Origin of the sequence: Paracoccus sp. 228, assembly GCF_000967825.1 — a bacterium.
Classification (GTDB): domain Bacteria; phylum Pseudomonadota; class Alphaproteobacteria; order Rhodobacterales; family Rhodobacteraceae; genus Paracoccus; species Paracoccus marcusii.
This window is the reverse complement of sequence record NZ_JYGY01000002.1, coordinates 196,536-220,240: the sequence shown is the minus strand read 5'-3', so window position 1 is coordinate 220,240 and position 23,705 is coordinate 196,536. Positions and strand designations below refer to the sequence as shown.

Genomic DNA, 23,705 nt, shown 5'->3' with positions numbered 1-23,705 from the left:
AACGCGCAAATATTCCCGTCCAAGGTGAAACAAACGGTACTGTGGGCGCGTATCTTCCGGATGCACGACCCATGCGCCGGAGCCTCGTCATGTCGCACGCCCAGGACGTCTGTTTGCACAACTATGCCGGGCCTGTCCTGGCGGGACAGCTGTTGGACGGGCGACAGGTCCTGCGGCTGGACGCGTTTGGCCCGCGGCGGTCCGGGTCGGCGCTGGACGACGGGCTGCCGCTGGACATCGGGCGGATCGTGTATCCCGAACCTGACCGTCCGGCCGTGGTTCTGGGGTCGGGCACGGTCACGCCGGCCTTCGCGGCCGGAACCGCCGTGGTCCCGTTGGGCAGCCCGCGCACGGTGGTCCTGTTGCAGGACAGGGGCGGGGGCCTGGTGTTCCTCTATCCCGACGGTGCGCCGGACCTGCCGGGGGCCACGCGGCTGATCGCAGAGGTGCGGCGCCTGCCCCACGCCTTTGCCGCGGGGGTGATGTGCTTTGCCCGCGACACGATGATCCGCACCGCCGGGGGCGACATGCCGGTTCAGATGCTGCGCGCCGGCATGGCGGTCCAGACCCGCGATGCGGGCCTGCAGCGGATCGCATGGATCGGCACCCGTACCCTTGGCCCCGCCCGGCTGCACGCGGAACCCGACCGGCGTCCCATCCTGATCCGGCGCGATGCGCTTGGCCCCGGCATCCCGGCCCGCGACCTGGTCGTGTCCCCGCAGCACCGCCTTCTGGTCGGGTCGCGCATCGCCCGGCGGATGTTCGACGAACCCGAAGTGCTGGTTGCGGCACAGCACCTGACATCTATCCCCGGGGTGGGTCCGGCGCCGTGGCAGGGGGGCGTAACCTATCTGCATTTCGTGTGCGAGGAGCATCAGCTTGTCCTCGCCGAAGGCGCCTGCGCCGAGACGCTGCACACCAGCCCCGACGCGCTGAAGACCCTGTCCGAGACCGCCCGGCGCGAGGTGCTGGCCCTGTTCCCCGATCTGGGGCTGATGACGGGTGCCGCCGACGGTCCGACCCGCCCGGCGGCGCGCCGGATGCTGAACGGGACCGAGGGGCGCCAGCTGGCCCGCCGCCATGCAGTCAACCGGGTCATGACCCAGGGCTGATGATGTTCAACTGTCTTGCCAACTGTTGAACATGGATGTATTCAACAGATGTCACAACTGTTGTACATGATGCCCCGATCCCATTCCGCCTTGGCCCATGCCGCCTATCACGACCTGCTGCGCGCCTTGCGCGACGAGGGGCTGCGTGATCTGCGTGGCGCGCCTACCCTGGTCGAACGCAACGGGCGGGGCTACTGGTACGACAGCTTTCGCGTCGGCACCCAGGTCCGCAAGCGCTATTTGGGAGAGGACGGCCCGGACATGGCCGCCCGCATGCAGGCGCTGCGCGACGATCGGGTGCCCGCCGAACAACGCCGTCGCGATCGCGCCCGGCTGGTGCGCCTGCTGCGGGCCGAGGGGTTTCTGGGCCTGGACCCGACCAGCGGCAGTCTGATGGCGGCGCTGTCGGGGGCGGGGGTGTTCCGCCTTGGCGGCACGGTCGTCGGCACCCACGCCTTTCGCCTGTACGAGGGGGAACTGAACCTGGTCCTGTCGCTGGAACAGACCGCGCAGACAGACGATCTGGACATCGCCAGCTTTGAGCGCCTGTCCCTGGCGCTGGAGGATGCGGCGGCGCCCCCGGTCACGCAGGTCCTGGCCGATTTCGACTTTGCCCCGGCGCCAAGCCTGCAGCCGGGCCGCGCCTGGCGCTGGCGGCAGACGCAGGGCAATGCGCTGGTCGAATTCCTGACCCCGGCCTTTGGCGAGGAGGGGCTGCGCGATCTGCCCGCGCTTGGGGTGCAGGCGCAGGCGCTGCACCATCTGAACTATCTGATCGCGGATCCGATCCCCGCGGCCATCCCCTATCGCAGCGGCGTGCTGGTCCAGGTGCCGCGCCCGGAACGGTTCGCCATCCACAAGCTGATCGTGGCCGACCGCCGTCGCGCCAATGACCGCCTGAAATCCGCCAAAGACCGGGCGCAGGCTGCGTTCCTGATCGACGCGCTGGCCCGCGACCGCCCCGACGAGCTGGCCGAGGCGCATGAGGACGCCCTGTCGCGCGGCCCGCGGTGGCGCGACCGCATCGCGGCCAGCCTGTCGCGCATGCCCCAGACCGCCGCCCTGCTGGCGGCGCTGTAGCCGGCATTCAGGGCAGCATCACGCGGGTCTGCCACCCTTCGCAGGCGCGGGCCAGATCGCCGGGCAGGGGTCGGTCGGTGAAGATCGCGTCCAGCTGCGACAGCGATCCGATGCGGGCGGGCGCGCTGCGCGACAGCTTGGAATGGTCCGCCACCAGGAAGGTACGGCGCGACTGGCGCAGGATGGTCTGGCTGACGCCGACCTCCTGGATGTCGAAATCAAGAAGGTCGCCGTCGCGGTCCAGCGCGGAGCAGCCGATCACGGCCAGGTCGAACTTGAACTGGCGGATGGTCTCGGCCGCCAGCGTGCCGACCAGGCCCCCGTCGGCGCGGCGCAGGCTGCCCCCGGTGACGATCACGTCGCAATCGGTGTTGGCCGCCAGGATGTTCGCCACGTTCATGTTGTTCGTCACCACCAGCAGGTCGCGATGGCCCAGCAGTTCGCGGGCCACGGCCTCGGTGCTGGTGCCGATGTTCAGGAACAGGCTGATCTTTTCGGGCACCTCGGCGGCGCAGGCGCGGGCGATGGCGGTCTTGGCGTCGTGGTGCAGGGCGCGACGTTCCTCATAGCCGATATTGGCCACGCCCGAGGGCAGGATCGCGCCGCCGTGAACACGCTCCAGCCGGCCGGCCTCGGCGAGGTCGGTCAGGTCGCGTCGGATCGTTTGCAGCGTGACGCCGAAATGCCCGGCCAACCCCTCGACCGTGACCTTGCCGTCGCGGCGGGCGATCTCCAGGATCTCGGGCTGGCGGAAGCTTTGCGACATGGGGCACCCCTTGCGGTTTCGTCGATCTTGCACGACCCGGCCGAACAGGCAAGATGTTCGCTTTGTTGCGGTTTGTGCAGATTGTGCAAGGAATGGCGCGATGTATCGACGTCGGACACGCCGTTTCTATGCCGATTCAGCGCATAATCCGTGACGTGTTCTCTGTAAAATATTGATAATTATGTGAATAAGGCAAATGAACGGAAACGAAAATAAAATCCTTTCTTTTTGGTGCGAACGACGGCACACATAGGCAGGGTCCATGAAAGGATGGCGGCGCGTGACGGGTACAGGCAAGACGGTCGATCTGTTCGTGATCGGGGGCGGCATCAACGGTTGCGGGATCGCCCGCGATGCGGCCGGGCGCGGCCTGTCCGTCACCCTGGCCGAGATGGGCGACCTGGCGCAAGCGACGTCCAGCGCCTCGACCAAGCTGTTTCACGGTGGCCTGCGCTATCTGGAGTATTTCGAGTTCCGGCTGGTCCGCGAGGCGCTGATCGAACGCGAGGTGCTGCTGCGCGCGATGCCGCATATCAGCTGGCCGATGCGGTTCGTGCTGCCCTATCACCCGGACATGCGGTTCGAATCGGACACGCCGACCTCCAAGCTGCTGGGCATGGTCATGCCTTGGATGAAGGGCCGTCGGCCCGCCTGGCTGATCCGCTTGGGGCTGTTCATGTACGACACGCTTGGCGGCCGCAAGATCCTGCCCGGCACGCGCACGCTGTCGTTGGACGGCACGCCCGAAGGCGCGCCGCTGCAGGAACGCTTTCACCACGCCTATGAATATTCCGACTGCTGGGTCGAGGATTCGCGCCTGGTGGTTTTGAACGCCCGCGACGCCGAGGCGCGCGGCGCCACGGTGATGACCGGCACAAAGGTGCTGTCCGCCGATCGCCATCCCGACCACTGGATCGTGACCACGCAGGATGTGGCGACGGGCCGGACGACCAAGCACCGCGCACGGATGCTGGTCAATGCCGGCGGCCCCTGGGTGGGCGACCTGATCCAGGGCACGATCCGCCTGAATTCGACCGAGGGTGTGCGCCTGGTGCGGGGGAGCCATATCGTGACGCGTCGCCTTTATGATCACGACAAATGCTATTTCTTCCAAGGCACCGACGGGCGGATCATCTTTGCGATCCCCTATGAGACCGACTTCACCCTGATCGGCACGACCGATGCCGACCACCAGGACCCGTCGGTCAAGCCGGAATGCACGCCGCAGGAACGCGATTACCTGCTGGGCTTTGCGAACCAGTATTTCCGCCGCCAGCTGACCGCGGATGACGTGGTCTGGTCCTATTCCGGGGTGCGGCCGCTGTATGACGACGGCGCGCAAAGCGCCACGGCGGCGACACGCGACTATACGCTGAAGGTCGATCAGACCGGCGGCGCGCCGGTGCTGAACGTCTTCGGCGGCAAGATCACCACCTATCGCCGGCTGGCGGAATCGGCGCTGGCCAAGATCGCGCCGTTCTTTCCGAACCTGCCCGGCGACTGGACGCGGGGCGTGGCGCTGCCCGGCGGGGATTTCCCTGTCGACGGCGTGCCGGCGCTGGTCGCACGGCTGCGCACGGATCATCCGTTCCTGACCGAAGGTTGGGCCCGCCGCCTTGTGCGCGCCTACGGGACCGAGGCCGCGACGATCCTTGCGGGGGCGCAGCAGGCCGCCGACCTGGGCGTCGACTTCGGCGCCACCCTGACCGAGGCGGAGGTCGTGTGGCTGATGGATCACGAATATGCCCGCCGCGCGACCGACGTGGTCTGGCGGCGGACCAAGCTGGGGCTGCGCCTGGACGCCGATCAGGTGCAGGTGCTGGACCAATGGATACAGGCCCGATGGGCGCAGGGGGCGGCCGCGGAATAGACGCGCCGTCAGGAGGGCCTTGGGAGGGGACATGACGTTAGAATTGCAGGGCGTAACGAAGGTGGTCGAGGGGCAGGTGCATGTCCATCCCACCGATCTGGTGCTGGAACGCGGCACGATGAACGTGCTGTTGGGGCCGACGCTGTCGGGCAAGACATCGCTGATGCGGCTGATGGCGGGGCTGGACCGTCCGACCAGGGGGCGCATCCTGTGGGAGGGCCGCGACGTCACCGGCATGCGGGTGCAGGACCGCAAGGTCGCGATGGTCTATCAGCAGTTCGTCAACTATCCGGCGATGACCGTCTTTGAGAACATCGCATCCCCCCTGCGACTGATGGGCGTCGACCGCGCCGAGATCGACCGCCGCGTGCGCGAGACCGCCGCGATGATGCGCCTGACCCCCATGCTGGACCGCAAGCCGCTTGACCTGTCGGGCGGCCAGCAACAGCGCTGCGCGCTGGCGCGCGCGCTGGTCAAGAACGCCGGTCTGGTGCTGTTGGACGAGCCGCTGGCGAACCTGGACTACAAGCTGCGCGAGGAGCTGCGCGTGGAAATCCCGCGCATCTTCGCGGAATCGGGCGCGATCTTCGTCTATGCCACCACCGAACCCGAGGAGGCGCTGCTGCTGGGTGGCAACACCGCGACCCTGTGGGAGGGCCGCGTGACGCAGTTCGGGCCCACGCCGCAGGTCTATCGCCAGCCGGTCGATGCGACCACCGCGCGGGTCTTCAGCGATCCGCCGATGAATTTCCTGCCCTTCCAGGTGGCGGGCGGGCGGGCGTCGGTCGCGGGCATGCCCGCGCTACCCGACGGGCGCTATCTGGCCGGCTTCCGGCCCAACCACCTGCACCTATCGCGGCATGCCCCCGACGCCGTGCAGTTCGACGCGCAGCTGGTCGTGACCGAACTGACCGGGTCCGAGACCTTCGTCCATCTGGACCATCACGGGCAACGGTGGGTCGGGCTGATCCACGGCGTCCACGAATTGCCCCTGGGGCAGGTGCTGCCGGTCTGGCTGGACCCGCGCCACGTCTATGTCTTTGCCGAGGATGGCCGCATGGTCACCCCCGCCGCCTATGCAAGCGCCGCCTGAGGAGGGGTTATGGCCAAGATCACGCTGGAGAACCTCGCCCATTCCTATTCGGCCCATCCCAAGGGCCCGGAGGATTACGCGCTCAAGGAGCTGAACCACGACTGGCAGGACGGGGCGGCCTATGCGCTGCTGGGGTCGTCGGGCTGCGGGAAATCGACGCTGCTGAACATCATCTCGGGGCTCTTGATCCCGTCGCAGGGGCGCATCCTGTTCGACGGGGTGGACGTGACCCGCGCGCCCACGGCGGAAAGGAACATCGCACAGGTGTTCCAGTTCCCGGTCGTCTACGACACCATGACCGTGCGCGACAACCTGGCCTTTCCCCTGAGGAACCGCGGCCGCCCCGAGGCCTATGTGGCCGAGCGCGTGGCCCAGATCGCCGCGATGATCGGGATGGAGCACATGCTGGACCGCAAGGCCCGCGGCCTGACGGCGGATGCGAAACAGAAGATCAGCCTGGGCCGCGGCATGGTCCGGAAGGACGTGAACGCCCTGTTGTTCGACGAGCCGCTGACCGTGATCGACCCTCACATGAAATGGGAGCTGCGCACCCAGCTGAAGAAACTGCACCACGATTTCGGCCACACGATGATCTATGTGACCCATGACCAGACCGAGGCGCTGACCTTCGCCGACAAGGTTGTCGTGATGTATGACGGCCGCGTGGTCCAGATCGGCACGCCGGAGGAGCTGTTCGACCGGCCGGAACATACCTTCGTGGGCTATTTCATCGGATCGCCGGGCATGAACCTGCTGCCCGCCACCGTGGCGGGATCGCAGGCGCAGGTGCCGGGCGGCACGACCGCGCTGGCCGGGTCCTATGGCGCGCTGTTGGGCAAGGTCCAGCTGGGCATCCGCCCGGAACATGTGCGCCTGTCCGCCGATCAGGGCCTGCCCGTGACCATCCGCCGGATCGAGGATGTGGGCCGCCACCGCATCATCCGCGCCGACCTGATGGGGCACGACCTGAACATCATCGCGCCCGAGGATCAGGCGATAGGTGCGGACATGACCCGCGCGGTCTTCGATCCGGGCCGCGTGAACATCTATGCCGACGACTGGCGCGTGGCTGCGGCGTAAGGGGGGACCATGGAAAAGACCGTCAATCACAAGGCCTGGTTCCTGGTTCTGCCGGTGCTGGTGCTGGTCGCGTTCTCGGCGGTGATCCCGCTGATGACCGTGGTCAACTATGCGTTTCAGGACACGTTCGGGAACAACGTCTTCTTCTGGAACGGCACGGGCTGGTTCACCGACCTGCTGCAATCCGAACGGCTCTGGAACGCGCTTGGCCGCCAGCTGATCTTTTCGGCGATCATCATCGCGATCGAGATCCCGCTTGGCATCTTCGTCGCGCTGAACATGCCGAAACGCGGGGTCTGGGCCAGCGTCGTGCTGGTGCTGATGTCGCTGCCGCTGCTGATCCCGTGGAACGTGGTCGGCACCATCTGGCAGATCTTCGGGCGCGTCGACATCGGCCTGCTGGGCTATACGCTGGACGCCCTGGGGATCAACTACAACTATACCCAGAACCCGATCCATGCCTGGGCCACGGTCATCGTGATGGATGTCTGGCACTGGACCTCGCTGGTCGCGCTTCTGGCCTATGCCGGGCTGCAGTCGATCCCCGATGCCTATTACCAGGCGGCGCGGATCGACCAGGCCAGCCGCTGGAAGGTCTTCCGCTATATCGAGCTGCCCAAGATGGCGGGCGTCCTGATGATCGCCATCCTGCTGCGCTTCATGGACAGCTTCATGATCTATACCGAACCCTTCGTGGTCACCGGGGGCGGGCCGGGCAACGCGACGACCTTCCTGTCGATCGACCTGGTCAAGATGGCCCTGGGGCAGTTCGACCTGGGTCCGGCGGCGGCCTTCTCGCTGATGTACTTCCTGGTGATCCTGCTGATCTCCTGGGTCTTCTACACGGTCATGACCAATCTGGACAAAAGGGGCTGAGAGCATGGGCAAGCGCATCAACGGCAGCGCCGTCGTCATGATCCTGTATCTTCTGTTCCTGATGCTGCCGATCTACTGGCTGATCAACATGAGCCTGAAGACCAATGCCGAGATCACGGGCACCTTCGGCCTGTGGCCCCGGAACCTGACATTCGCCAATTACGCGACCATCCTGACCGACCCGGCTTGGTACATGGGCTATGTGAACAGCCTGATCTATGTGGTGATGAACACGGTGATCTCCGTGGCCGTGGCGCTGCCGGCGGCCTATGCCTTCAGCCGCTATCACTTCATGGGCGACAAGCACCTGTTCTTCTGGCTGCTGACCAACCGCATGGCACCGCCCGCCGTCTTCGCGCTGCCGTTCTTCCAGCTGTACTCGTCGGTGGGTCTGTTCGACACGCATATCGCGGTGGCGCTGGCGCATTGCCTGTTCAACGTGCCGCTGGCCGTGTGGATCCTGGAGGGCTTCATGCGCGGCGTGCCGAAGGAGATCGACGAGACCGCCTATATCGACGGCTATAGCTTCGGGCGGTTCTTCACCCGGATCTTCATGCCGCTGATCTCGTCGGGGATCGGGGTCGCGGCCTTCTTCTGCTTCATGTTCTCTTGGGTCGAACTGCTGCTGTCGCGGACGCTGACCTCGGTGGCGGCCAAGCCGATCGCGGCGACCATGACCCGGACGCAAGGGGCATCGGGCGTCGATTGGGGCGTGCTGGCCGCGGCCGGGGTGCTGACCATCGTGCCGGGTGCCTTGGTCATCTGGTTCGTCCGCAACTATATCGCCAAGGGCTTTGCCCTGGGCCGCGTGTAAGGGGGATACGCCATGTCATGGATGGCCTGGACGCTGCCGACCGCGATCTTCTTTGTCACCATCGCATTGCTGCTTGTCACCTTCACGGTGCTGGCGGTCCGGTTTCCCGAAACGCCGCGCCGCGGCGTCTTGGGGATCGAGACGACGCGGGGCGACCGTCTGTTCATCACGCTTCTGGGCTCTGCCTTCATCACCCTGGCTTGGCTGGGTCTGACGACGGCGGCACTGCCCTGGGCGATGCTGGTTTGCCTGGTCTGGGCCGCCGCCGTCTTTCGGTGGGTCTGACACAGCGCATTGGTCTGCGGGGGATGAGGGTCCCGCCGGCCGTCTGCCAACCTCGAAAATCCCAGGGAGGGAAAGACCAATGAGCCTGAGATTGCTGTCCACAACCGCGGTGATGCTGGCATTGTCCGGCCCCGCCTTCGCCGACATCGAGGCCGCGCGCGCGTTCCTCGATGCCGAGATCGGCGACCAGTCCGTCCTGACCCGCGAGGAGCAGGAGGCCGAGATGCAGTGGTTCATCGACGCCGCCCAGCCCCTGTCCGGCATGTCGATCAACGTGGTGTCGGAAACGATCACCACCCACGAATACGAAAGCCGCGTCCTGGCGCCGGCCTTCACCGCCATCACCGGCATCCAGGTCACCCATGACCTGATCGGCGAGGGCGACGTCGTCGAGAAGCTGCAGACGCAGATGCAGACCGGCGAGAACGTCTACGACCTCTACATCAACGATGCCGACCTGGACGGCACCCACTGGCGCTATCAGCAGGTCCGCAACATCACCGACTGGATGGCCGGCGAGGGTGCCGATTTCACGAACCCCGGCCTGGACCTGGACGATTTCATCGGCCTGGCGCAGGCGACTGCGCCCGACGACAAGCTGTATCAGCTGCCCGTCCAGCAGTTCGCGAACCTCTACTGGTTCCGCCACGACTGGTTCACCGACCCCGAGATCATGGCCGAGTTCCGCGCCGAATACGGATACGACCTGGGTGTGCCGGTGAACTGGTCCGCCTATGAGGACATCGCCAAGTTCTTTACCGGACGCGAGATCGACGGCCAGCAGGTCTATGGCAACATGGACTATGGCAAGAAGGACCCCTCGCTTGGCTGGCGCTTCACCGATGCGTGGCTGTCAATGGCGGGGGCCAGCGACAAGGGCGAGCCCAACGGCTTCCCGGTCGACGAATGGGGCATCCGCGTGAACGACAACTTCCAGCCGGTGGGATCGTGCATGGCGCGGGGCGGGGCGACGAACAGCCCGGCCGCCGTCTATGCGATCGAGAAGTACATCGACTGGCTGCAGAACTACACGCCCCCGGCCGCCGCGGGCATGACCTTCAGCGAGGCGGGCCCCGTCCCCGCACAGGGCAACATCGCCCAGCAGATGTTCTGGTACACCGCCTTCACCGCCGACATGGTCAAGGAAGGCCTGCCGGTCATGAACGATGACGGCACGCCGAAATGGCGCATGGCCCCCTCGCCCTATGGCGCCTACTGGGAAGAGGGCATGAAGGTCGGCTATCAGGACGTGGGTGCCGCGACGCTGATGCAGTCGACGCCCGTGGACCGCGCGCAGGCCGCTTGGCTCTATGCGCAGTTCATCGTGTCGAAGACCGTCGACACGAAGAAGAGCCATGTCGGCCTGACCTTCGTGCGTGACAGCACCGTGCGCCACGAAAGCTTCACTGAACGCGCGCCGCAGCTTGGCGGTCTGGTCGAGTTCTATCGCTCGCCCGACCGGGTGCGCTGGTCGGATACCGGGGCGAACATCCCCGACTATCCGCGCCTGGCGCAGCTGTGGTGGCAGAACATTGGCGATGCTTCCTCGGGCGCCAAGACCGCGCAGGAGGCGCTGGACGCGCTGTGCGAACAGCAGGAGGACGTGCTGTCGCGTCTGGAGCGCTCCGGCGTGCAGGGTGATCTGGGTCCGGTCCTGAACGAGGAGCAGGACCCCCAGTACTGGATCGACCAGCCCGGCGCCCCCGTCGCCAAGCTGGAGAACGAGAAGCCCGCGCCGGTCACCATCGCCTATGAGGAGCTGATCAAGCGCTGGCAGGAATGATCCCTGCCCGATAACCTGAGGGGGGCGCGGTCGATCCGCGCCCCCGTTCGTGACGAAAGGACCGCCCATGACCCATATCCTTGCCATCGACCAGGGCACGACCTCGTCCCGCGCCATCGTCTTCGACGCCAAGATGGTCCCCTGCGGCAGCGCGCAGGAGGAGTTCCCCCAGCATTTTCCGCAATCGGGCTGGGTCGAACATGATCCTGCCGACCTGTGGGCCAGCACGGCGGCCACCTGCCGCGCCGCGATCGAGAAATGCGGCAACCCGCGCATCGAGGCCATCGGCATCACCAACCAGCGCGAGACCGTCGTGGTCTGGGACCGCAAGACCGGCAAGCCCGTCCACAACGCCATCGTCTGGCAGGACCGCCGCACCGCCGATTTCTGCCGCGAGCTGGAGGCCGCGGGCCATGCCGACATGATCACCGCCCGCACCGGGCTGCTGGTCGATCCCTATTTCTCGGCCACCAAGCTGAAATGGATCCTGGACCACGTGGACGGCGCCCGCGACCGCGCGCAGGCGGGCGATCTGGCCTTCGGCACGGTGGACAGCTGGCTGATCTGGAACCTGACCGGCGGCGCGGTCCATGCGACGGATGCGACCAATGCCGCGCGCACGATGCTGTACGACATCCACAAGGGCCGCTGGTCGCAGACCATCTGCGGCCTGTTCGACATTCCCATGGCGATGCTGCCCGAGGTCAAGGACTGCGCCGCCGATTTCGGCACCACGCGGCCCGACCTGTTCGGGCGCCCCATCCCCATCACCGGCGTCGCGGGCGACCAGCAGGCGGCCACGGTGGGCCAGGCCTGCTTCGAGCCCGGCATGATGAAATCGACCTATGGCACGGGCTGCTTCGCGCTGTTGAACACCGGGGACAAGCCGGTGGCGTCCACGCAGCGCCTGCTGACCACCATCGCCTATCAGCTGGACGGCAAGCCGACCTATGCGCTGGAAGGCTCGATCTTCATCGCGGGCGCGGTCGTGCAATGGCTGCGCGACGGGCTGAAGATCATCCGCGACGCGAAGGAGACGCAGCCTTTGGCCGAACGCGCCGATCCCGGCCAGCAGGTGATCCTGGTTCCGGCCTTCACCGGCTTGGGCGCACCCTATTGGTCGCCCGACAGCCGCGGCGCGATCTATGGCCTGACGCGCAATTCGGGTCCCGCCGAGCTGGCCCGCGCCGCGCTGGAATCGGTGGGTTTCCAGACCCGCGACTTGCTGGAGGCGATGAAGGCCGATTGGGAGCCGAAGGGAGAGACCGCGCTGCGCGTCGATGGCGGCATGAGCGCATCCGATTACGCGATGCAGTTCCTGTCCGACATCCTGGGCGCCCCCGTCGACCGGCCCAAGGTGCTGGAGACGACGGCCCTGGGTGCCGCCTGGCTGGCGGGGCAGGGGCCGGGGATCTATCCCGACATGGCCGGTTTCGCCAAGGACTGGGCGCTGGACCGCAGCTTCACCCCCGCGATGGAGGAGGACGACCGCGCCGCGCGCTATGACGCGTGGCGACGTGCGGTCAAGGCCACCATGTCGTTGTGACCGGCTGTTGACGCGGCCCGGTGGGACGTTACATCGGGCCGATCACAGACAGGACATGACGATGATCCAGCACAAGGTGATCTTTGACACCGACCCCGGCGTGGACGACGCGCTGGCCCTCTACTATCTGGTGCGCCACCCGCAGATCGACCTGCTGGGCGTGACCACCGTCTTCGGCAACGCGCCGGTGGCGATGACCACCCGCAATGCGCGCTTTCTGCTGCAGGCCTGGGGGCAGGATGCCCCGGTCCATCGCGGGGCCGAGGGGCCGATGACCCCCGACATGCCGCCCGAATTCTGGCCGACCCATATCCATGGCGACAACGGCCTGGGCAACCACCCCACCCCCGATGCCCCGGTGGAGGGCCCCGAGACCGCCGCGCAGTTCCTGATCGACACGATCCGCGCCCATCCGGGCGAGGTGCGCTTGCTGGCCGTGGGGCGCATGACGAACCTGGCGCGGGCGGTGCAGATGGCGCCCGACATCGCCGGGCTGGTGCGCGACGTGGTGATCATGGGCGGCGCCTTCCGCGTGCCCGGCAACATCACCCCCGCGGCCGAGGCGAACATCTGGGGCGACCCGCTGGCGGCCGACGTCGTCTTTGGCGCCGACTGGCCAGTGGTCGCGGTGCCGCTGGACCTGACCACGCGCACCTTCATGGACAGCGCCACGCTGGCCGATCTGGGCGCGCGGGGTGGCGCGGGGATGCAGCTGGTGGCCGATCTGTCGCAGGGCTATGTCGGCTTCTACCAAGCGGCGGGCTATGACGGGATGCTGGTTCATGACTGCACCGCCGCCGTCTATCTGACCGACCCGGACCTGTTCACCCTGACCCAGGGCGAGGTCCGCGTCCTGTCCGAGGGCATCGCCCTAGGCCTGACGCTGATGAACCCCGCCGACCGCCAGGGCCCCCTGGGCGCATGGGAGGGCCGCCCGCGGCAATCGGCCACGCTGGACGGGCAGCCCGGTGCGATCCTGGCCCGGATCGCGCAGGTCTGCACTGCCTGACCGACCGGACGGGACGATCCCGCGTGATTGTCCCGTCCCATCGAACACAGAGCGCGCGATTTTGCGCCTAATCTTTCGTGTGTGCCCCCCTTATCTGACAGTCATCGGAACGGACCAGACGCGCATCCGGCGCGCCACCGCTTCCAAGATGTTGCAAGAACAAGGAAAACGATCATGAAAAACTTTGTGTACGCCCTGGCCGCCCTGTCCCTGACCGCTGGTGGCGCGATGGCCGCCGTCAACGGCACCAACGAGCGCCCCTATTCCAGCTCGTCGGTCGAAAAAGTCGCCGAGACCGTCCAGGTTCCGGCCCGCACCGTGATGACCTCGACCGAGCTGGCACGCGCCAACCTGTCGGGCGACGAGATGCTGACCGTGACCAAGATCTCGGGCGACAGCCAGATCGCCGAGATGAACAGCGATCGCTGAGCCGCGTCGTCCCCGGACGATGACGACTGATGACGGGCCGTCACGCAGATGCGTGGCGGTCTTGTCATTTGTGCCGTATGCCCATCCTGATGCGGGACCATCGGGCGGATCGGGACATATGACGGACCTCAAAGCATTGCGCAGTTTCGTGGCCATCATCGACGAGGGCAGCTTTGCCGCCGCCGCACGGCGGATGGGCATCTCCAAAAGCATGTGCAGCAAGATGATCGCCGACCTGGAGGCCGATCTGGGCACGCGCCTGCTGACCCGCACGACGCGCGCCGTCACGCCCACGGCGGCTGGCCTGGGCTTTCATGCGCAGGTGGCCGACATCCTGTCCCGCCTGGACGCCGCGTTCGAGGACGTCCGCGCGGCCTCCAGCCGCCCTTCGGGCCCGCTGAAGCTGGGCGTGCCGGTACAATACACGCTGAAGGTCTTTCAGCCGCATCTGATGCGCTTCATGGACGAACATCCCGACATCCAGCTGGACGTGGTCTTGGACGACAGCCGGTCGGACATGACCCGCGACGGTTTCGACGCGGTCATCCGCATCGGCACGCTGGAGGACAGCAGCCTGCATGCCCGCCGCCTGCACGACGCCAACATCATGCTGGTCGCATCGCCCGATTACGTCGCCCGTCACGGCAGCCCGCAGCGCCCGGCCGACCTGCGCGACCACCAGTGCCTGCATTACACCAACCTCAAGGGGCCGGGCACCTGGCCGCTGCGCAGCGGTACCGAGGTCGTCTACCAGAAGATCACCCCCGCCTTTTCCAGCAACAACGGCGAATTGCTGCGTGCGCTGGCGGTGGGCGGCAAGGGCATCGCGCTGGCGCCCGAATTCCAGGTGGCCGACGATCTGGCGCGCGGCCTGCTGGTGCCGGTCCTGGCCGATCACGCATTGCCGGGGGTGCCGATCCATGTCGTCTACTCCAGCCGCAAGCTGGTGACGGCGGCCCTTGCGGCATTCCTGGACTTTGTCGGGCGGCTGGATCTGGCCTGATCCTGCGGGCGGACAGAATGCCGCCTTGCGCCTGTCGCCGCACTCTGTCCTGCTGAGCGCGACAGGAAAGGCGGGCGGCATGGGCGGACAGGGCAGGGTGGCGGTCATCGGCGGGGGCATCACCGGGCTGACCTGCGCGCGGGCGCTGGCGGATGCGGGGCATGCCGTCACGGTATTCGACAAGGGTCGCGGCATCGGCGGCAGGCTGGCCACGCGCCGCACCGACGACGGGTTGCGGTTCGACCATGGCGCACAGGTGCTGCCAGCCACCGATCCCGATTTCGCCGCGCTGCTGCAGGCGATGGTCCGCGACGGCCACGCCGCGCCGTGGGACGGCGGCATCATCGGCACGCCCGGCATGGCCCAGATCCCCCGCGCGCTGGCGCAGGGACTGGACGTTCGGTCCGGCCTGATGGTCACCGCGCTGGACCGGGACCCCGACGGCTGGCACCTGCGCGGAGAGGGGATCGACCACCGGGCCGACATCATCGTTCTGGCCATTCCCGCCCCGCAGGCGCGTGATCTGCTGGGCGTGGCCCACGCCTTTGCCGCGCCGCTGGCGCAGGTCCGCTATCAGGCCAGCGTCACGGTCATGGCGGGGCTGGACCCCGCCGCCCCGCGCCCCTTCGTCACGCATCGCGGCACCGGCGCGCTGGCTTGGGTCGCGCGGGACGGCGCAAAGCCCGGTCGGCAGGGACAGCCGCTGACCACCTGGGTCGTTCAGGCCGACCCGGATTTCAGCATGGCCCATATCGACCTGCCCTTTGCCGACCTGGCGGATCTGATCGCGCCGCAGCTGCTGGATCTGTTGGGGGCCAAGCCGGATCACCTGCGCCACGCCGTCGCGCATCGCTGGCTGTACGCGCAGACCGATGCGGCGCTTGGCCGACCGTTTCTGGCGGATGACGTGGCGGGGCTGATCGTCGGCGGGGATTGGGCGTTGGGACCCCATGCGGAACATGGCTGGTCCAGCGGCCGGGCGATGGCCGCGCATCTGCTGGCGCGATCATGACGGAAGACCGCACCCCCCGCCCCGTACCGCAGGGCCGCCTGACGCGGATGCTGCGCCTTGGGGGGCTGGCGGGCGGAATGGGCGGCCGCGCCCTGGCGCAGGGCGCGCGGCAACTGGCGACGGGGCAGCGGCCTTCGGCCCAGGACCTGTTCCTGACCCCCGCGAATGCTGCCCGCTTGGCCGGGCAGCTGGCCCAGATGCGCGGCGCCGCGATGAAGATGGGCCAGTTGGTGTCGATGGAGGCCGGTGACTTCCTGCCCCCCGAACTGACGCAGATCATGGCGCGGCTGCGCGCCGACGCCGATCCGATGCCGCCCAAGCAGCTGCAGGCAGTGCTGGACCGGGCCTGGGGGCCGGGCTGGTTGCGCCATTTCGCCCGCTTTCAGGTCAGGCCGATCGCCGCCGCATCGATCGGGCAGGTGCACCGCGCGCAGACCCGCGACGGGCGCGACCTGGCGATCAAGGTGCAGTATCCCGGCGTGCGCGACAGCATCGACAGCGACATCGACAATATGGGCCTTTTGCTGCGCATTCCCGGCCTGATGCCGCAGGGGGTCGACCTGCCCGCCCTGATGGACGAGGCGCGCAGCCAGCTGCATTCCGAGGCCGATTATCTGCGCGAGGCCGCACAGATGCGCCTTTATGCCGCCAATCTGGCGGGGCGCGACGAATTCCGCCTGCCGGTGCCCGACGATCAGTTCAGCACGGCCGACGTTCTGGCGATGGATTTCATCGACAGCCGCCCGATCGAGGCGCTGTCCGACGCCCCCCAGGCCACCCGCGACCGTGCCGCCCATCATCTGGCCCGTCTGGTCATCGAGGAGCTGTTCCGGTTCGACCTGATGCAGACCGACCCGAACTTTGCCAACTATCGCTGGCAGCCTGACAAGACGCATCCGGATGGCGGGCGCATCGTGCTGCTGGATTTCGGGGCGACGCGCGGCTTTTCGGCGCCGGTGGCCCCGCGCTATCTGGCGCTGCTGCGTGCCGCGCTGGCCGATGACCGCGAGGGGGTGCGCCGCGCCGCCATCGACATCGGCTATTTCCGCGACCAGACCGATGCCGCGCATCAGGACGTGCTGCTGCAGATCATGGACCTGGCGTTCGGTCCGCTGCGCGCGGGCGGCATCATGGACCTGACGCACACCGACATTCCCCGCCAGGTCGCCGATTTGGCGATGCAGGTGGCCCGCACCCGCACCCGGGCCGAGATGCCCCCGCCCGAGATCCTGTTCCTGCACCGCAAGATCGGCGGGCTGTACCTGCTGCTGTCGCGGCTGCGCGCGCGGGTCGACCTGGATGCGCTGATCCGGCCCGACGATCTGGCGCAGATGCTGCAGGCGCGGCGCTAGGGCTGGTCCATCTCGTGCAGTCGGTCCTGGGCCAGGCGCAGGATCATGCGAAATTCGTCCGTGACGGTCAGGGCCTGGCCCACGCCCTCGGCCGGGACGGCACCGGGATCCTCCTGCCCGTCGCGCAGTGTTTCGCGCTGGTCCAGCCAGTCCAGGACGGGCTGCCGGGCCTGCGGCTCCAGCGCCGCGACCAGCCGCGCCAGCAGGCGGCGTTGCGCGACAAGACGGGCTTCCAGCGTGGCAAGGGCGGTGTCGGTCATCAAGGCCTCCCGGGGCGGACATGCAGCAGGGGCAACGCCGGAGCGGGGCGCGGGGTTCATCCGGTGACGAACCCCTCCTCCAGCAGATCGCCCATCAGGGCGGCGATGTCGCGGGTCAGGCGGTCGCGGGGGACGTCGGCAAAGACCTCGGCCAGGGTGTCGGCCAGATCGGCGGCGCTTCCGGGGATCTCCAGCAGCGCCCAGACCGCGTGGCCGACCGAGTTCAGGTGCCAGACGACCGGGTCGGCGGGCGTCCACAGGAATGCCCCCGACCCCATGCGCCGCAGCACGATCCCCGGCGCCTGCCGCAGTACCCGGTCGGGATGCACAGGAACGGACCGCCTGTCCGGCGCATGCAGCGGATCGGGCAGCGGACCGGCCAGCGGCACGTTGGTCTGGGGTGGCGCGTCGGGGGCGAAGGCCCGGCGCAGCAGGGCGACCGCGTCCTCTAGATCGGCATAGACCAATCTCAGGCAGGTCATCGCGGCGGCCATGTCGCGGGTCTTGGCAAAGGCCTGGTCGGCGCTGCCCAGATCGCCCATGTTCTGCGCCAGCAGATGGTGCATCGCCTGATCGGGATCCATGCGGTGCAGCGTAGCGGGGCCGATCTGGCGCCGATCCAGCACGATCAGCGTGCCGGGCCGGGCCTGGGTGCCGTGTGGGGCGACGTTGGGCGCCGCCAGATAGGCATAGCGCCTGTCGCGCGGCCCCGGCGTCATGGCGACATGCCGGCGAAAGGCGGCGGTCGTCCCCTTTGGCAGGGGCAGCCGCAGGCGGGGCGCGATGCCCAAGGCCACGGCCTTCAGGTCGGCGGTCAGCGGCAGCACGTCGTCGCAGAACACCGTGACGTCCGGTTCCGCCGTCAGGCGCCCGATCAGCGTGCTTTTTCCGGCCCGCATCGGACCCGTCAGCAGGATCAGGTCGCCCGCGAAACGGAACGCCCCGCAATGCAGCGCCATGCAGCCTGGACGGTTTGCCAGAAACCCCTCGGACAGATCGGCGATCAGGGCGCAGGCGGCGCTGGCCGCATCCAGCCCCCCAAGATCGCCCTGAAAGAACGGGGAACGCGCCACGAACCCGCCCGGCCCTTGCGTCACCAGCGTCTGGCGGTGGCCCGGTCGTGGCGCGGACAGGGTCTGCGGCTGCCATCCGCGGATCGCGCCCATCAGCGCCCTGCGGACCGGCCCCGCACCCTGCAATCGCAGTGACAGGCCGGTGCCGGGAAAATGCATATGGCTGTCCGCGCCGGGCGACTGGCGCGCGGCGCGGACGGGTCGGGTTCGGGACGGGGGCGCCATCGTGGATCAGCGCGACGGCTTGGACCAGTCGCGGCGCGTGCCCGGCCGCGAGGGACGGCTGCCGCGCTGGCCGCGAATGCCACGGTTGTCGGGACGCGACGCGCGGCTGGCCCGGCTGGCGCGACCGCGGCCGCCATTGCCCCGCCCGCTTCCCCCGCGACCGCTGCCGCCCCGACCACTGCCACCCCGGCCGCTGTTGCCGCGTCCGCTGCCACCCCGGCCGCTGCCGGAACGGCCGCCACTGCCGCTGCCGCCGCCGCGTCCGCTGGCGCCGCTGGCATGGGCCGCCCCGAACCCGACCAGGGTGGGGGCGGCATAGATCGCGCCGGCGGCCCCTGCGGCCAGGCCCAGCTTGGCCAGAAGGCCGCGACGCGAGAGGCGGATATCGGACGTATCGGACATGGGCTTCTTCCTTTGTGTTGCCGGAACCGGTCCTGTCCGGTTCATGGATGCAACGGGCGGGCGGGGCGGCTTATTCCCCGCTGACGGAAAGAATCTGCGATCCTGCCTCGGGGCAGGCCGACGGCGACGCGACCATGCCGTGGCCGAACACCGGGTCGCGGCCCGGTGCGCCCAGATCGGCGGCGCAGCGGAACAACCGGTCGCGCGCATCCGTCGCGCTCAGCCCGTCGCGCGCCATGCCAAGCGCCAGCGCCGCGGACACGAAGGGCGCGGCATACGATGTCCCCGACCGCAGCCGCCCCCCCTCGATCGAGGCGGCGGTCCACAGGTTCACCCCCGGCGCGGCCAGCGCGACATGCGGACCCCGCGCCGCCTGGCGATAGGGTGCACGGTCGGCATCGACGGCGGTGACGGCGATCACCTCGGGCCAGGCGGCGGGAAAGGCGGGGGCGGCGCCCGGCCCGCCGTTCCCCGCGGCCGCGACCAGGCCGATGCCCGCATCGCGCGCCTCGACCACGACCTGGCGCAACACGGGGTTCGCGGGGCCGGAAAAGGACATGTTGATGACCTGCACCCGCGCCTGGATCAGCACGTCCAGCGCGTTCAGCAACGAGAACGCATCCGCCGCCGCCCCGTCGGCGCGGCTGTGGAACGCCTCGACCGCGATCAGGTCGGCACGCGGCAGCAGGCCGGGGGCGCGACCCTGCGCGTTGCCGATCAGAAGGGCCGCGACGGCGGTGCCATGCCGGCGCCCCGCCGCGTTCCGCCCGTCCAGGTCGACCTGGTTCACGCGCAGCGACTGGCCGCGCAACGCGGGATGGTCGGGATTGACGCCCGTGTCGATCATGCCGATCCGCGGCCGGGCCTGCAGATCGGCAGGGCGCCAGCCGATCATCTGCTGGGCCGCGCAGTCCGCGCCGTCGCAAGTCAGGTCGTCGGGGCGATAGAGCGAATTCAGCGCCGCGGTCGATCCGGGCAGCAGGCGGGCGATCTCTGCCCGGGCCTGTGCCGGGTTGCGGCCCGGCGGCAGGCGCAGCCGGGCGGCGCGGCGGGCCAGCGTCGCGTTGTCGCGCTGCGACAGCACGTCATAGCCTGCCGCCTGCAGCGGCTGCAGGCTTTGTCCCGGCGCCAGGATCACGACCATCTCGGGACGGGCAGGCGCGCGGCGCCGTCGCTGGCGCGCCGGGCGCGACACCGATGCCCGCCCCGACGGCGCGCTGGCATCGGACGCGCGGGCCGTGCCGGTCCCGATCAGCGTCGGCGTCGCATAGGCCAACCCGGCCGCCAGTCCCATCCGGGTCAGCAGCGCGCGGCGGGTGGTCGGGGCGTCTTGGGTCATTGGCGGGTCCTTGATGCGATCGGGTCGGGTCATGGAAACGGTCGGCGGGGCTAGTCTATTCCCATCGGCCCGCTGCGCGCACTTTTCTTTCGCGTGCGATGGAATAAAAGCGAAGGGGCCACGTTTCAAGGTCAACCAAGACCGCAAGGGGGGACCCTGTCCGTGACCGATGACCTGCGCGCCCAGATGATCGCGCTGCTGCCCCGCCTGCGGTCCTTTGCCCGCGGCCTGTCGGGCCAGCACGCGCTGGCCGACGACCTGGTGCAGATCACCGTCGAGAAGGCGTTGCGAAACCTGGACGCCTTCGTGCCGGGGACGCGGATGGACAGCTGGCTGTTCCGCATCCTGCGCAACAGCTTCATCGACCATGTACGCGCCCGGCGGGACACCGACAGCCTGGACGATGACGACGCCATGCCTCTTGTGGGCCAGGACGGCCGCGAGGTGACCGAGATCCGCCTGCATCTGGCCGATGTGCGTCGCGCCATGAGCCGCCTGCCCGAGGATCAGCGCGTCGTGCTGATGCTGGTCTGCGTCGAGGGCATGCGCTATCGCGAGGCCGCGCTGGCGCTGGACGTGCCGTTGGGCACGGTGATGAGCCGCCTCGGCCGCGCCCGCGCGGCCCTGGCGCAGGCGCTGCAGGACGATCCCGCCCTGCTGTCGGCCAGGCTGGGCTGAAGCAATCCGCAAAGGCATGATCCGATGACCCGTATCGACCCCCCGATTGATCCCAACAACGAGAGCGACGAGATGCTGATGGCCCTGGCGGATGGCGAACTGGACGAGGCCACCGCCGAACGCCTGTGGCGGCGGATCGAGACCGACCCGGCCTTGGCTGACCGCTTCGCGCTGTTCGCCGATACCCGTCATGGCCTGCAGGCGGCCTATCCTCCGGAACCCGTGCCCGACCGGCTGATCGCGACCGTCATGGCGGGCACGCCTGCCTCCGATCCGGTCGTCGTGCCGTTCAGGCGCCGGTTGTCTGCGCGGCCGATGGCGGCCTGGGCAATGGCCGCGTCGCTGGTCCTGGCAGTGGGCCTGGGTGGGTTCCTCGCCGGCCGGGCGACGCCCCCTGCGGGCGCCACCCTGCAGCAGGCGGCGGCCGCCCTGGCGCAGGTGCCGACGGGGGGCGAGGCTGCCCTGCCGGGCGGGGCGGTGGCGCGGGCGCTGGCCAGCTATGACACCGACCTGGGTCTGTGCCGTCTGATCGAGGCGGGCGCGGAACGTGCGCTGATGTGTCGCGACCAGGGCGACTGGTCGGTGGCGCTGGCGGTGCCGGGCGCGGGGCAGGACGCCTATCTGCCCGCGTCGGACCTGGGAACCGGCCTGATCGACGCCGCGCTGGACGATCTGGGGGCGGGGCCGGCGCTGGACCCCGCGGCCGAGGCTGCCGCCCTGTCTGACTGATCCCGCCATGGAACATCCGGCCCGCGGGTCGTGTTGGGGGGCCTTGAGGAAAGGCCGGGTGGGGCATGTGGGACTGGATATCTGAGAACAGCGGGCTGGTTCAGGCCGGAATGGCGGCGGTCACGGCGCTGGTCTGGATGGTGTATCTGCACATCATCGTGTCGGGCCTGCGCCGCCAGCGCCGGACCGAGATCCTGATCCAGCTGGGCGGTGCGCGGAACCTGTCCGCACGCATCCTGGTCAGCAACCTTGGGTTCGAGCCGATCTATGTGCTGGAGATCATGCTGACCGTCTGGACCGCCAGCGGAGAGCGCATGTCCTCGGTCGCCGACCGGACCGAGATCGCGCAGGGCCAGCACGCCACCCCGCGCGAGGCGACGCTGCAGGGACCGCTGAAAAGCGGGGATCACGTCGATATCGGCAGCGTGCTGGACCTGCTGGACCGCGCCCGCCACCGCAGCTTCGACGCGCTGGAGCCCGGCGACATCCGCGAGGTCGAGGTGACGGTGGCAGCCATCACCGCCGCCGACAGCCGCATCGCCGCCGCCGCCCGCCGTTTCGCGATGAAGGGAGAGGGCGACGACATGTCGCTGTGTCCGCAGAACCTGTATGCACGCCAGATCCGGTCGCGCTGGCGCCGCCGCCAGATCGAGGCCAAGCTGCGCGAGCGTCTGTGATCAGTCCCCGCCGAACAGATCGCGGGTGAACACGCGGTCGGCCACGTCCTGCAGGTCCGGGGTCAGGCGGTTCGCCACGATCAGGTCGGCGCGCGCCTTGAACGCGGCCAGGTCGCGGATCACCTCGGACCCGAAGAACCGCGCGTCGGGAAGGGCGGGTTCGAACACCACGACCTCAAGCCCCTTTGCCTTCAATCGCTTCATGATGCCTTGGACGGCGGATTGGCGGAAATTGTCGGACCCGGCCTTCATCACCAGGCGATGGATGCCCACCACCTGCGGCCTGCGCGCCAGGATGGCGTCGGCGATCACGTCCTTGCGGGTCCGGTTCGCCTCGACCACCGCGGCGATCAGGTTCTGGGGCACGTCGTTGTAGTTCGCCAGCAGCTGCTTGCTGTCCTTGGGCAGGCAGTAGCCGCCATAGCCGAAGGACGGGTTGTTGTAATGGGCGCCGATGCGCGGATCCAGCCCGACACCTTGGATGATCTGGCGGCTGTCCAGGCCAAGCGACAGGGCATAGCTGTCCAGTTCGTTGAAATAGGCCACGCGCAGGGCAAGATAGGTGTTCGCGAACAGCTTGATCGCCTCTGCCTCGGTGGAGCCGGTCAGCAGGACCGGCACGTCGTCGTCCAGCGCCGCCTCGGCCAGCAGGTCGGCAAAGGCCCGGCCGCGGGCGCTGTCCTCGCCCACCACGATGCGGGAAGGGTGCAGGTTGTCGTGCAGCGCGCGCCCCTCGCGCAGGAATTCCGGACTGAAGATCACCTGCTCCGTGCCAATCCGGGCGCGCACGTCGCGGGTAAAGCCCACCGGGACCGTCGACTTGACCACGATCACCGCCTGCGGCGCCAGCCGTGTGACATCCCGGATCACGTCCTCGACGCTGGAGGTGTTGAAGTAGTTGGTCACCGGATCATAATCGGTGGGCGTCGCCACGATCACGAAGTCCACCCCCGCATAGGCCGCCGCCGGATCGGTCGTCGCGGTCAGGTCTAGGTTCTGCGTGGCTAGGTGATGGGCGATGTCCTCGTCGATGATCGGACAGCGCCGGTCGTTCAGCATGGCCACGCGCCCCGCGTCCACGTCCAGCGCGCGAACGGTGTTGCGCGCGGCCAGCAGGACGGCATTGGACAGGCCGACATAGCCGATGCCCGCGACGGCGATTGTTTTCCCGGACATGGCAGGCCTCCCGATGATGTGGCCGGCACAATAGCG

Annotated in this window: 24 protein-coding genes; 18 read left to right on the top strand and 6 right to left on the bottom strand. The window is 68.4% G+C overall.

Annotated features, from left to right (window positions below; genetic code table 11):
* Positions 1 to 89: 89 nt before the first annotated feature.
* Both SY26_RS06415 and SY26_RS06410 read left to right on the top strand, forming a co-directional pair.
* A complete protein-coding gene (locus tag SY26_RS06415; protein WP_052715165.1) occupies positions 90 to 1,112 on the top strand; it encodes a Hint domain-containing protein in 1,023 nt (340 codons plus the stop codon).
* 48 nt (positions 1,113 to 1,160) lie between these two features.
* Positions 1,161 to 2,192: a GSU2403 family nucleotidyltransferase fold protein gene (locus SY26_RS06410; protein WP_232303287.1), complete on the top strand. Its 1,032-nt coding sequence runs from the start codon at positions 1,161 to 1,163 to the stop codon at positions 2,190 to 2,192.
* Positions 2,193 to 2,199: 7 nt separating this feature from the next.
* On the opposite strand, the gene SY26_RS06405 is transcribed toward SY26_RS06410, so the two are convergent.
* The gene (locus SY26_RS06405; protein ID WP_045983688.1) at positions 2,200 to 2,958 is read right to left on the bottom strand and encodes a DeoR/GlpR family DNA-binding transcription regulator; all 759 of its coding nucleotides are present in this window, start codon (positions 2,956 to 2,958) and stop codon (positions 2,200 to 2,202) included.
* Between the two features lie 280 nt (positions 2,959 to 3,238).
* Here SY26_RS06405 and glpD point away from each other — a divergent pair, with 280 nt between their 5' ends.
* The 13 genes from glpD to SY26_RS06340 all read left to right on the top strand — a co-directional run bounded on the left by glpD (position 3,239) and on the right by SY26_RS06340 (position 17,110).
* Complete coding sequence (glpD, locus tag SY26_RS06400) at positions 3,239 to 4,828, top strand: glycerol-3-phosphate dehydrogenase (RefSeq protein WP_232303286.1); 1,590 nt, start codon at positions 3,239 to 3,241, stop codon at positions 4,826 to 4,828.
* Between the two features lie 31 nt (positions 4,829 to 4,859).
* A complete protein-coding gene (locus tag SY26_RS06395) occupies positions 4,860 to 5,921 on the top strand; it encodes an ABC transporter ATP-binding protein (protein ID WP_045999837.1) in 1,062 nt (353 codons plus the stop codon).
* Between the two features lie 9 nt (positions 5,922 to 5,930).
* Positions 5,931 to 7,001: an ABC transporter ATP-binding protein gene (locus tag SY26_RS06390; RefSeq protein ID WP_045999836.1), complete on the top strand. Its 1,071-nt coding sequence runs from the start codon at positions 5,931 to 5,933 to the stop codon at positions 6,999 to 7,001.
* A 9-nt stretch (positions 7,002 to 7,010) separates the two neighbouring features.
* Entirely contained in the window at positions 7,011 to 7,877 is an 867-nt protein-coding gene (locus SY26_RS06385) for a carbohydrate ABC transporter permease (RefSeq protein ID WP_045999835.1), read from the top strand.
* 4 nt (positions 7,878 to 7,881) lie between these two features.
* Complete coding sequence (locus tag SY26_RS06380; RefSeq protein ID WP_045983693.1) at positions 7,882 to 8,691, top strand: carbohydrate ABC transporter permease; 810 nt, start codon at positions 7,882 to 7,884, stop codon at positions 8,689 to 8,691.
* A gap of 12 nt (positions 8,692 to 8,703) precedes the next feature.
* Positions 8,704 to 8,976: a DUF2160 domain-containing protein gene (locus SY26_RS06375; protein ID WP_045983694.1), complete on the top strand. Its 273-nt coding sequence runs from the start codon at positions 8,704 to 8,706 to the stop codon at positions 8,974 to 8,976.
* 79 nt (positions 8,977 to 9,055) lie between these two features.
* On the top strand, positions 9,056 to 10,759 hold the full coding sequence (locus SY26_RS06370; protein ID WP_045983695.1) for an ABC transporter substrate-binding protein: 1,704 nt from the start codon (positions 9,056 to 9,058) through the stop codon (positions 10,757 to 10,759).
* A 67-nt stretch (positions 10,760 to 10,826) separates the two neighbouring features.
* Positions 10,827 to 12,305: a glycerol kinase GlpK gene (gene glpK, locus SY26_RS06365; RefSeq protein ID WP_045999834.1), complete on the top strand. Its 1,479-nt coding sequence runs from the start codon at positions 10,827 to 10,829 to the stop codon at positions 12,303 to 12,305.
* 61 nt (positions 12,306 to 12,366) lie between these two features.
* Positions 12,367 to 13,314, top strand: coding sequence for a nucleoside hydrolase (locus SY26_RS06360; protein ID WP_045999833.1), 948 nt, complete (start codon positions 12,367 to 12,369; stop codon positions 13,312 to 13,314).
* A gap of 174 nt (positions 13,315 to 13,488) precedes the next feature.
* Complete coding sequence (locus SY26_RS06355; RefSeq protein ID WP_045983698.1) at positions 13,489 to 13,743, top strand: hypothetical protein; 255 nt, start codon at positions 13,489 to 13,491, stop codon at positions 13,741 to 13,743.
* Positions 13,744 to 13,861: 118 nt separating this feature from the next.
* Positions 13,862 to 14,746 (top strand): LysR family transcriptional regulator, encoded by an 885-nt coding sequence (locus SY26_RS06350; protein WP_045983699.1) that lies wholly within the window; start codon positions 13,862 to 13,864, stop codon positions 14,744 to 14,746.
* Between the two features lie 79 nt (positions 14,747 to 14,825).
* Entirely contained in the window at positions 14,826 to 15,758 is a 933-nt protein-coding gene (locus tag SY26_RS06345) for an NAD(P)/FAD-dependent oxidoreductase (protein ID WP_045999832.1), read from the top strand.
* Positions 15,755 to 17,110 carry an AarF/ABC1/UbiB kinase family protein gene (locus SY26_RS06340; RefSeq protein ID WP_045999831.1) on the top strand — a complete coding sequence of 452 codons (1,356 nt, stop codon included), beginning with the start codon at positions 15,755 to 15,757 and terminating at the stop codon, positions 17,108 to 17,110. Before SY26_RS06345 ends, SY26_RS06340 begins: the two co-directional genes overlap by 4 nt.
* Here the strand turns inward: SY26_RS06340 and SY26_RS06335 are convergent.
* The 4 genes from SY26_RS06335 to SY26_RS06320 form a co-directional block, all read right to left on the bottom strand.
* Positions 17,107 to 17,370, bottom strand: coding sequence for a hypothetical protein (locus SY26_RS06335; protein ID WP_045999830.1), 264 nt, complete (start codon positions 17,368 to 17,370; stop codon positions 17,107 to 17,109). The two genes, SY26_RS06340 and SY26_RS06335, sit on opposite strands and share 4 nt — an antisense overlap.
* A gap of 56 nt (positions 17,371 to 17,426) precedes the next feature.
* Positions 17,427 to 18,668 carry a PqqD family protein gene (locus tag SY26_RS06330; RefSeq protein WP_084693722.1) on the bottom strand — a complete coding sequence of 414 codons (1,242 nt, stop codon included), beginning with the start codon at positions 18,666 to 18,668 and terminating at the stop codon, positions 17,427 to 17,429.
* A gap of 6 nt (positions 18,669 to 18,674) precedes the next feature.
* Positions 18,675 to 19,070: a hypothetical protein gene (locus tag SY26_RS20990; protein ID WP_045999829.1), complete on the bottom strand. Its 396-nt coding sequence runs from the start codon at positions 19,068 to 19,070 to the stop codon at positions 18,675 to 18,677.
* 70 nt (positions 19,071 to 19,140) lie between these two features.
* Positions 19,141 to 20,409 (bottom strand): S8 family serine peptidase, encoded by a 1,269-nt coding sequence (locus SY26_RS06320; protein WP_084693721.1) that lies wholly within the window; start codon positions 20,407 to 20,409, stop codon positions 19,141 to 19,143.
* Between the two features lie 162 nt (positions 20,410 to 20,571).
* On the opposite strand from SY26_RS06320, the gene SY26_RS06315 reads away from it, so the two are divergent.
* The 3 genes from SY26_RS06315 (at position 20,572) to SY26_RS06305 (ending at position 22,493) form a co-directional block, all read left to right on the top strand.
* A complete protein-coding gene (locus tag SY26_RS06315) occupies positions 20,572 to 21,087 on the top strand; it encodes an RNA polymerase sigma factor (RefSeq protein ID WP_198143101.1) in 516 nt (171 codons plus the stop codon).
* Between the two features lie 24 nt (positions 21,088 to 21,111).
* Positions 21,112 to 21,816 (top strand): anti-sigma factor, encoded by a 705-nt coding sequence (locus SY26_RS06310; protein ID WP_045999828.1) that lies wholly within the window; start codon positions 21,112 to 21,114, stop codon positions 21,814 to 21,816.
* 65 nt (positions 21,817 to 21,881) lie between these two features.
* On the top strand, positions 21,882 to 22,493 hold the full coding sequence (locus tag SY26_RS06305; protein ID WP_045999827.1) for a hypothetical protein: 612 nt from the start codon (positions 21,882 to 21,884) through the stop codon (positions 22,491 to 22,493).
* Here the strand turns inward: SY26_RS06305 and SY26_RS06300 are convergent, their stop codons facing one another.
* Positions 22,494 to 23,669 carry a nucleotide sugar dehydrogenase gene (locus tag SY26_RS06300; RefSeq protein WP_045999826.1) on the bottom strand — a complete coding sequence of 392 codons (1,176 nt, stop codon included), beginning with the start codon at positions 23,667 to 23,669 and terminating at the stop codon, positions 22,494 to 22,496.
* Positions 23,670 to 23,705: the final 36 nt, after the last annotated feature.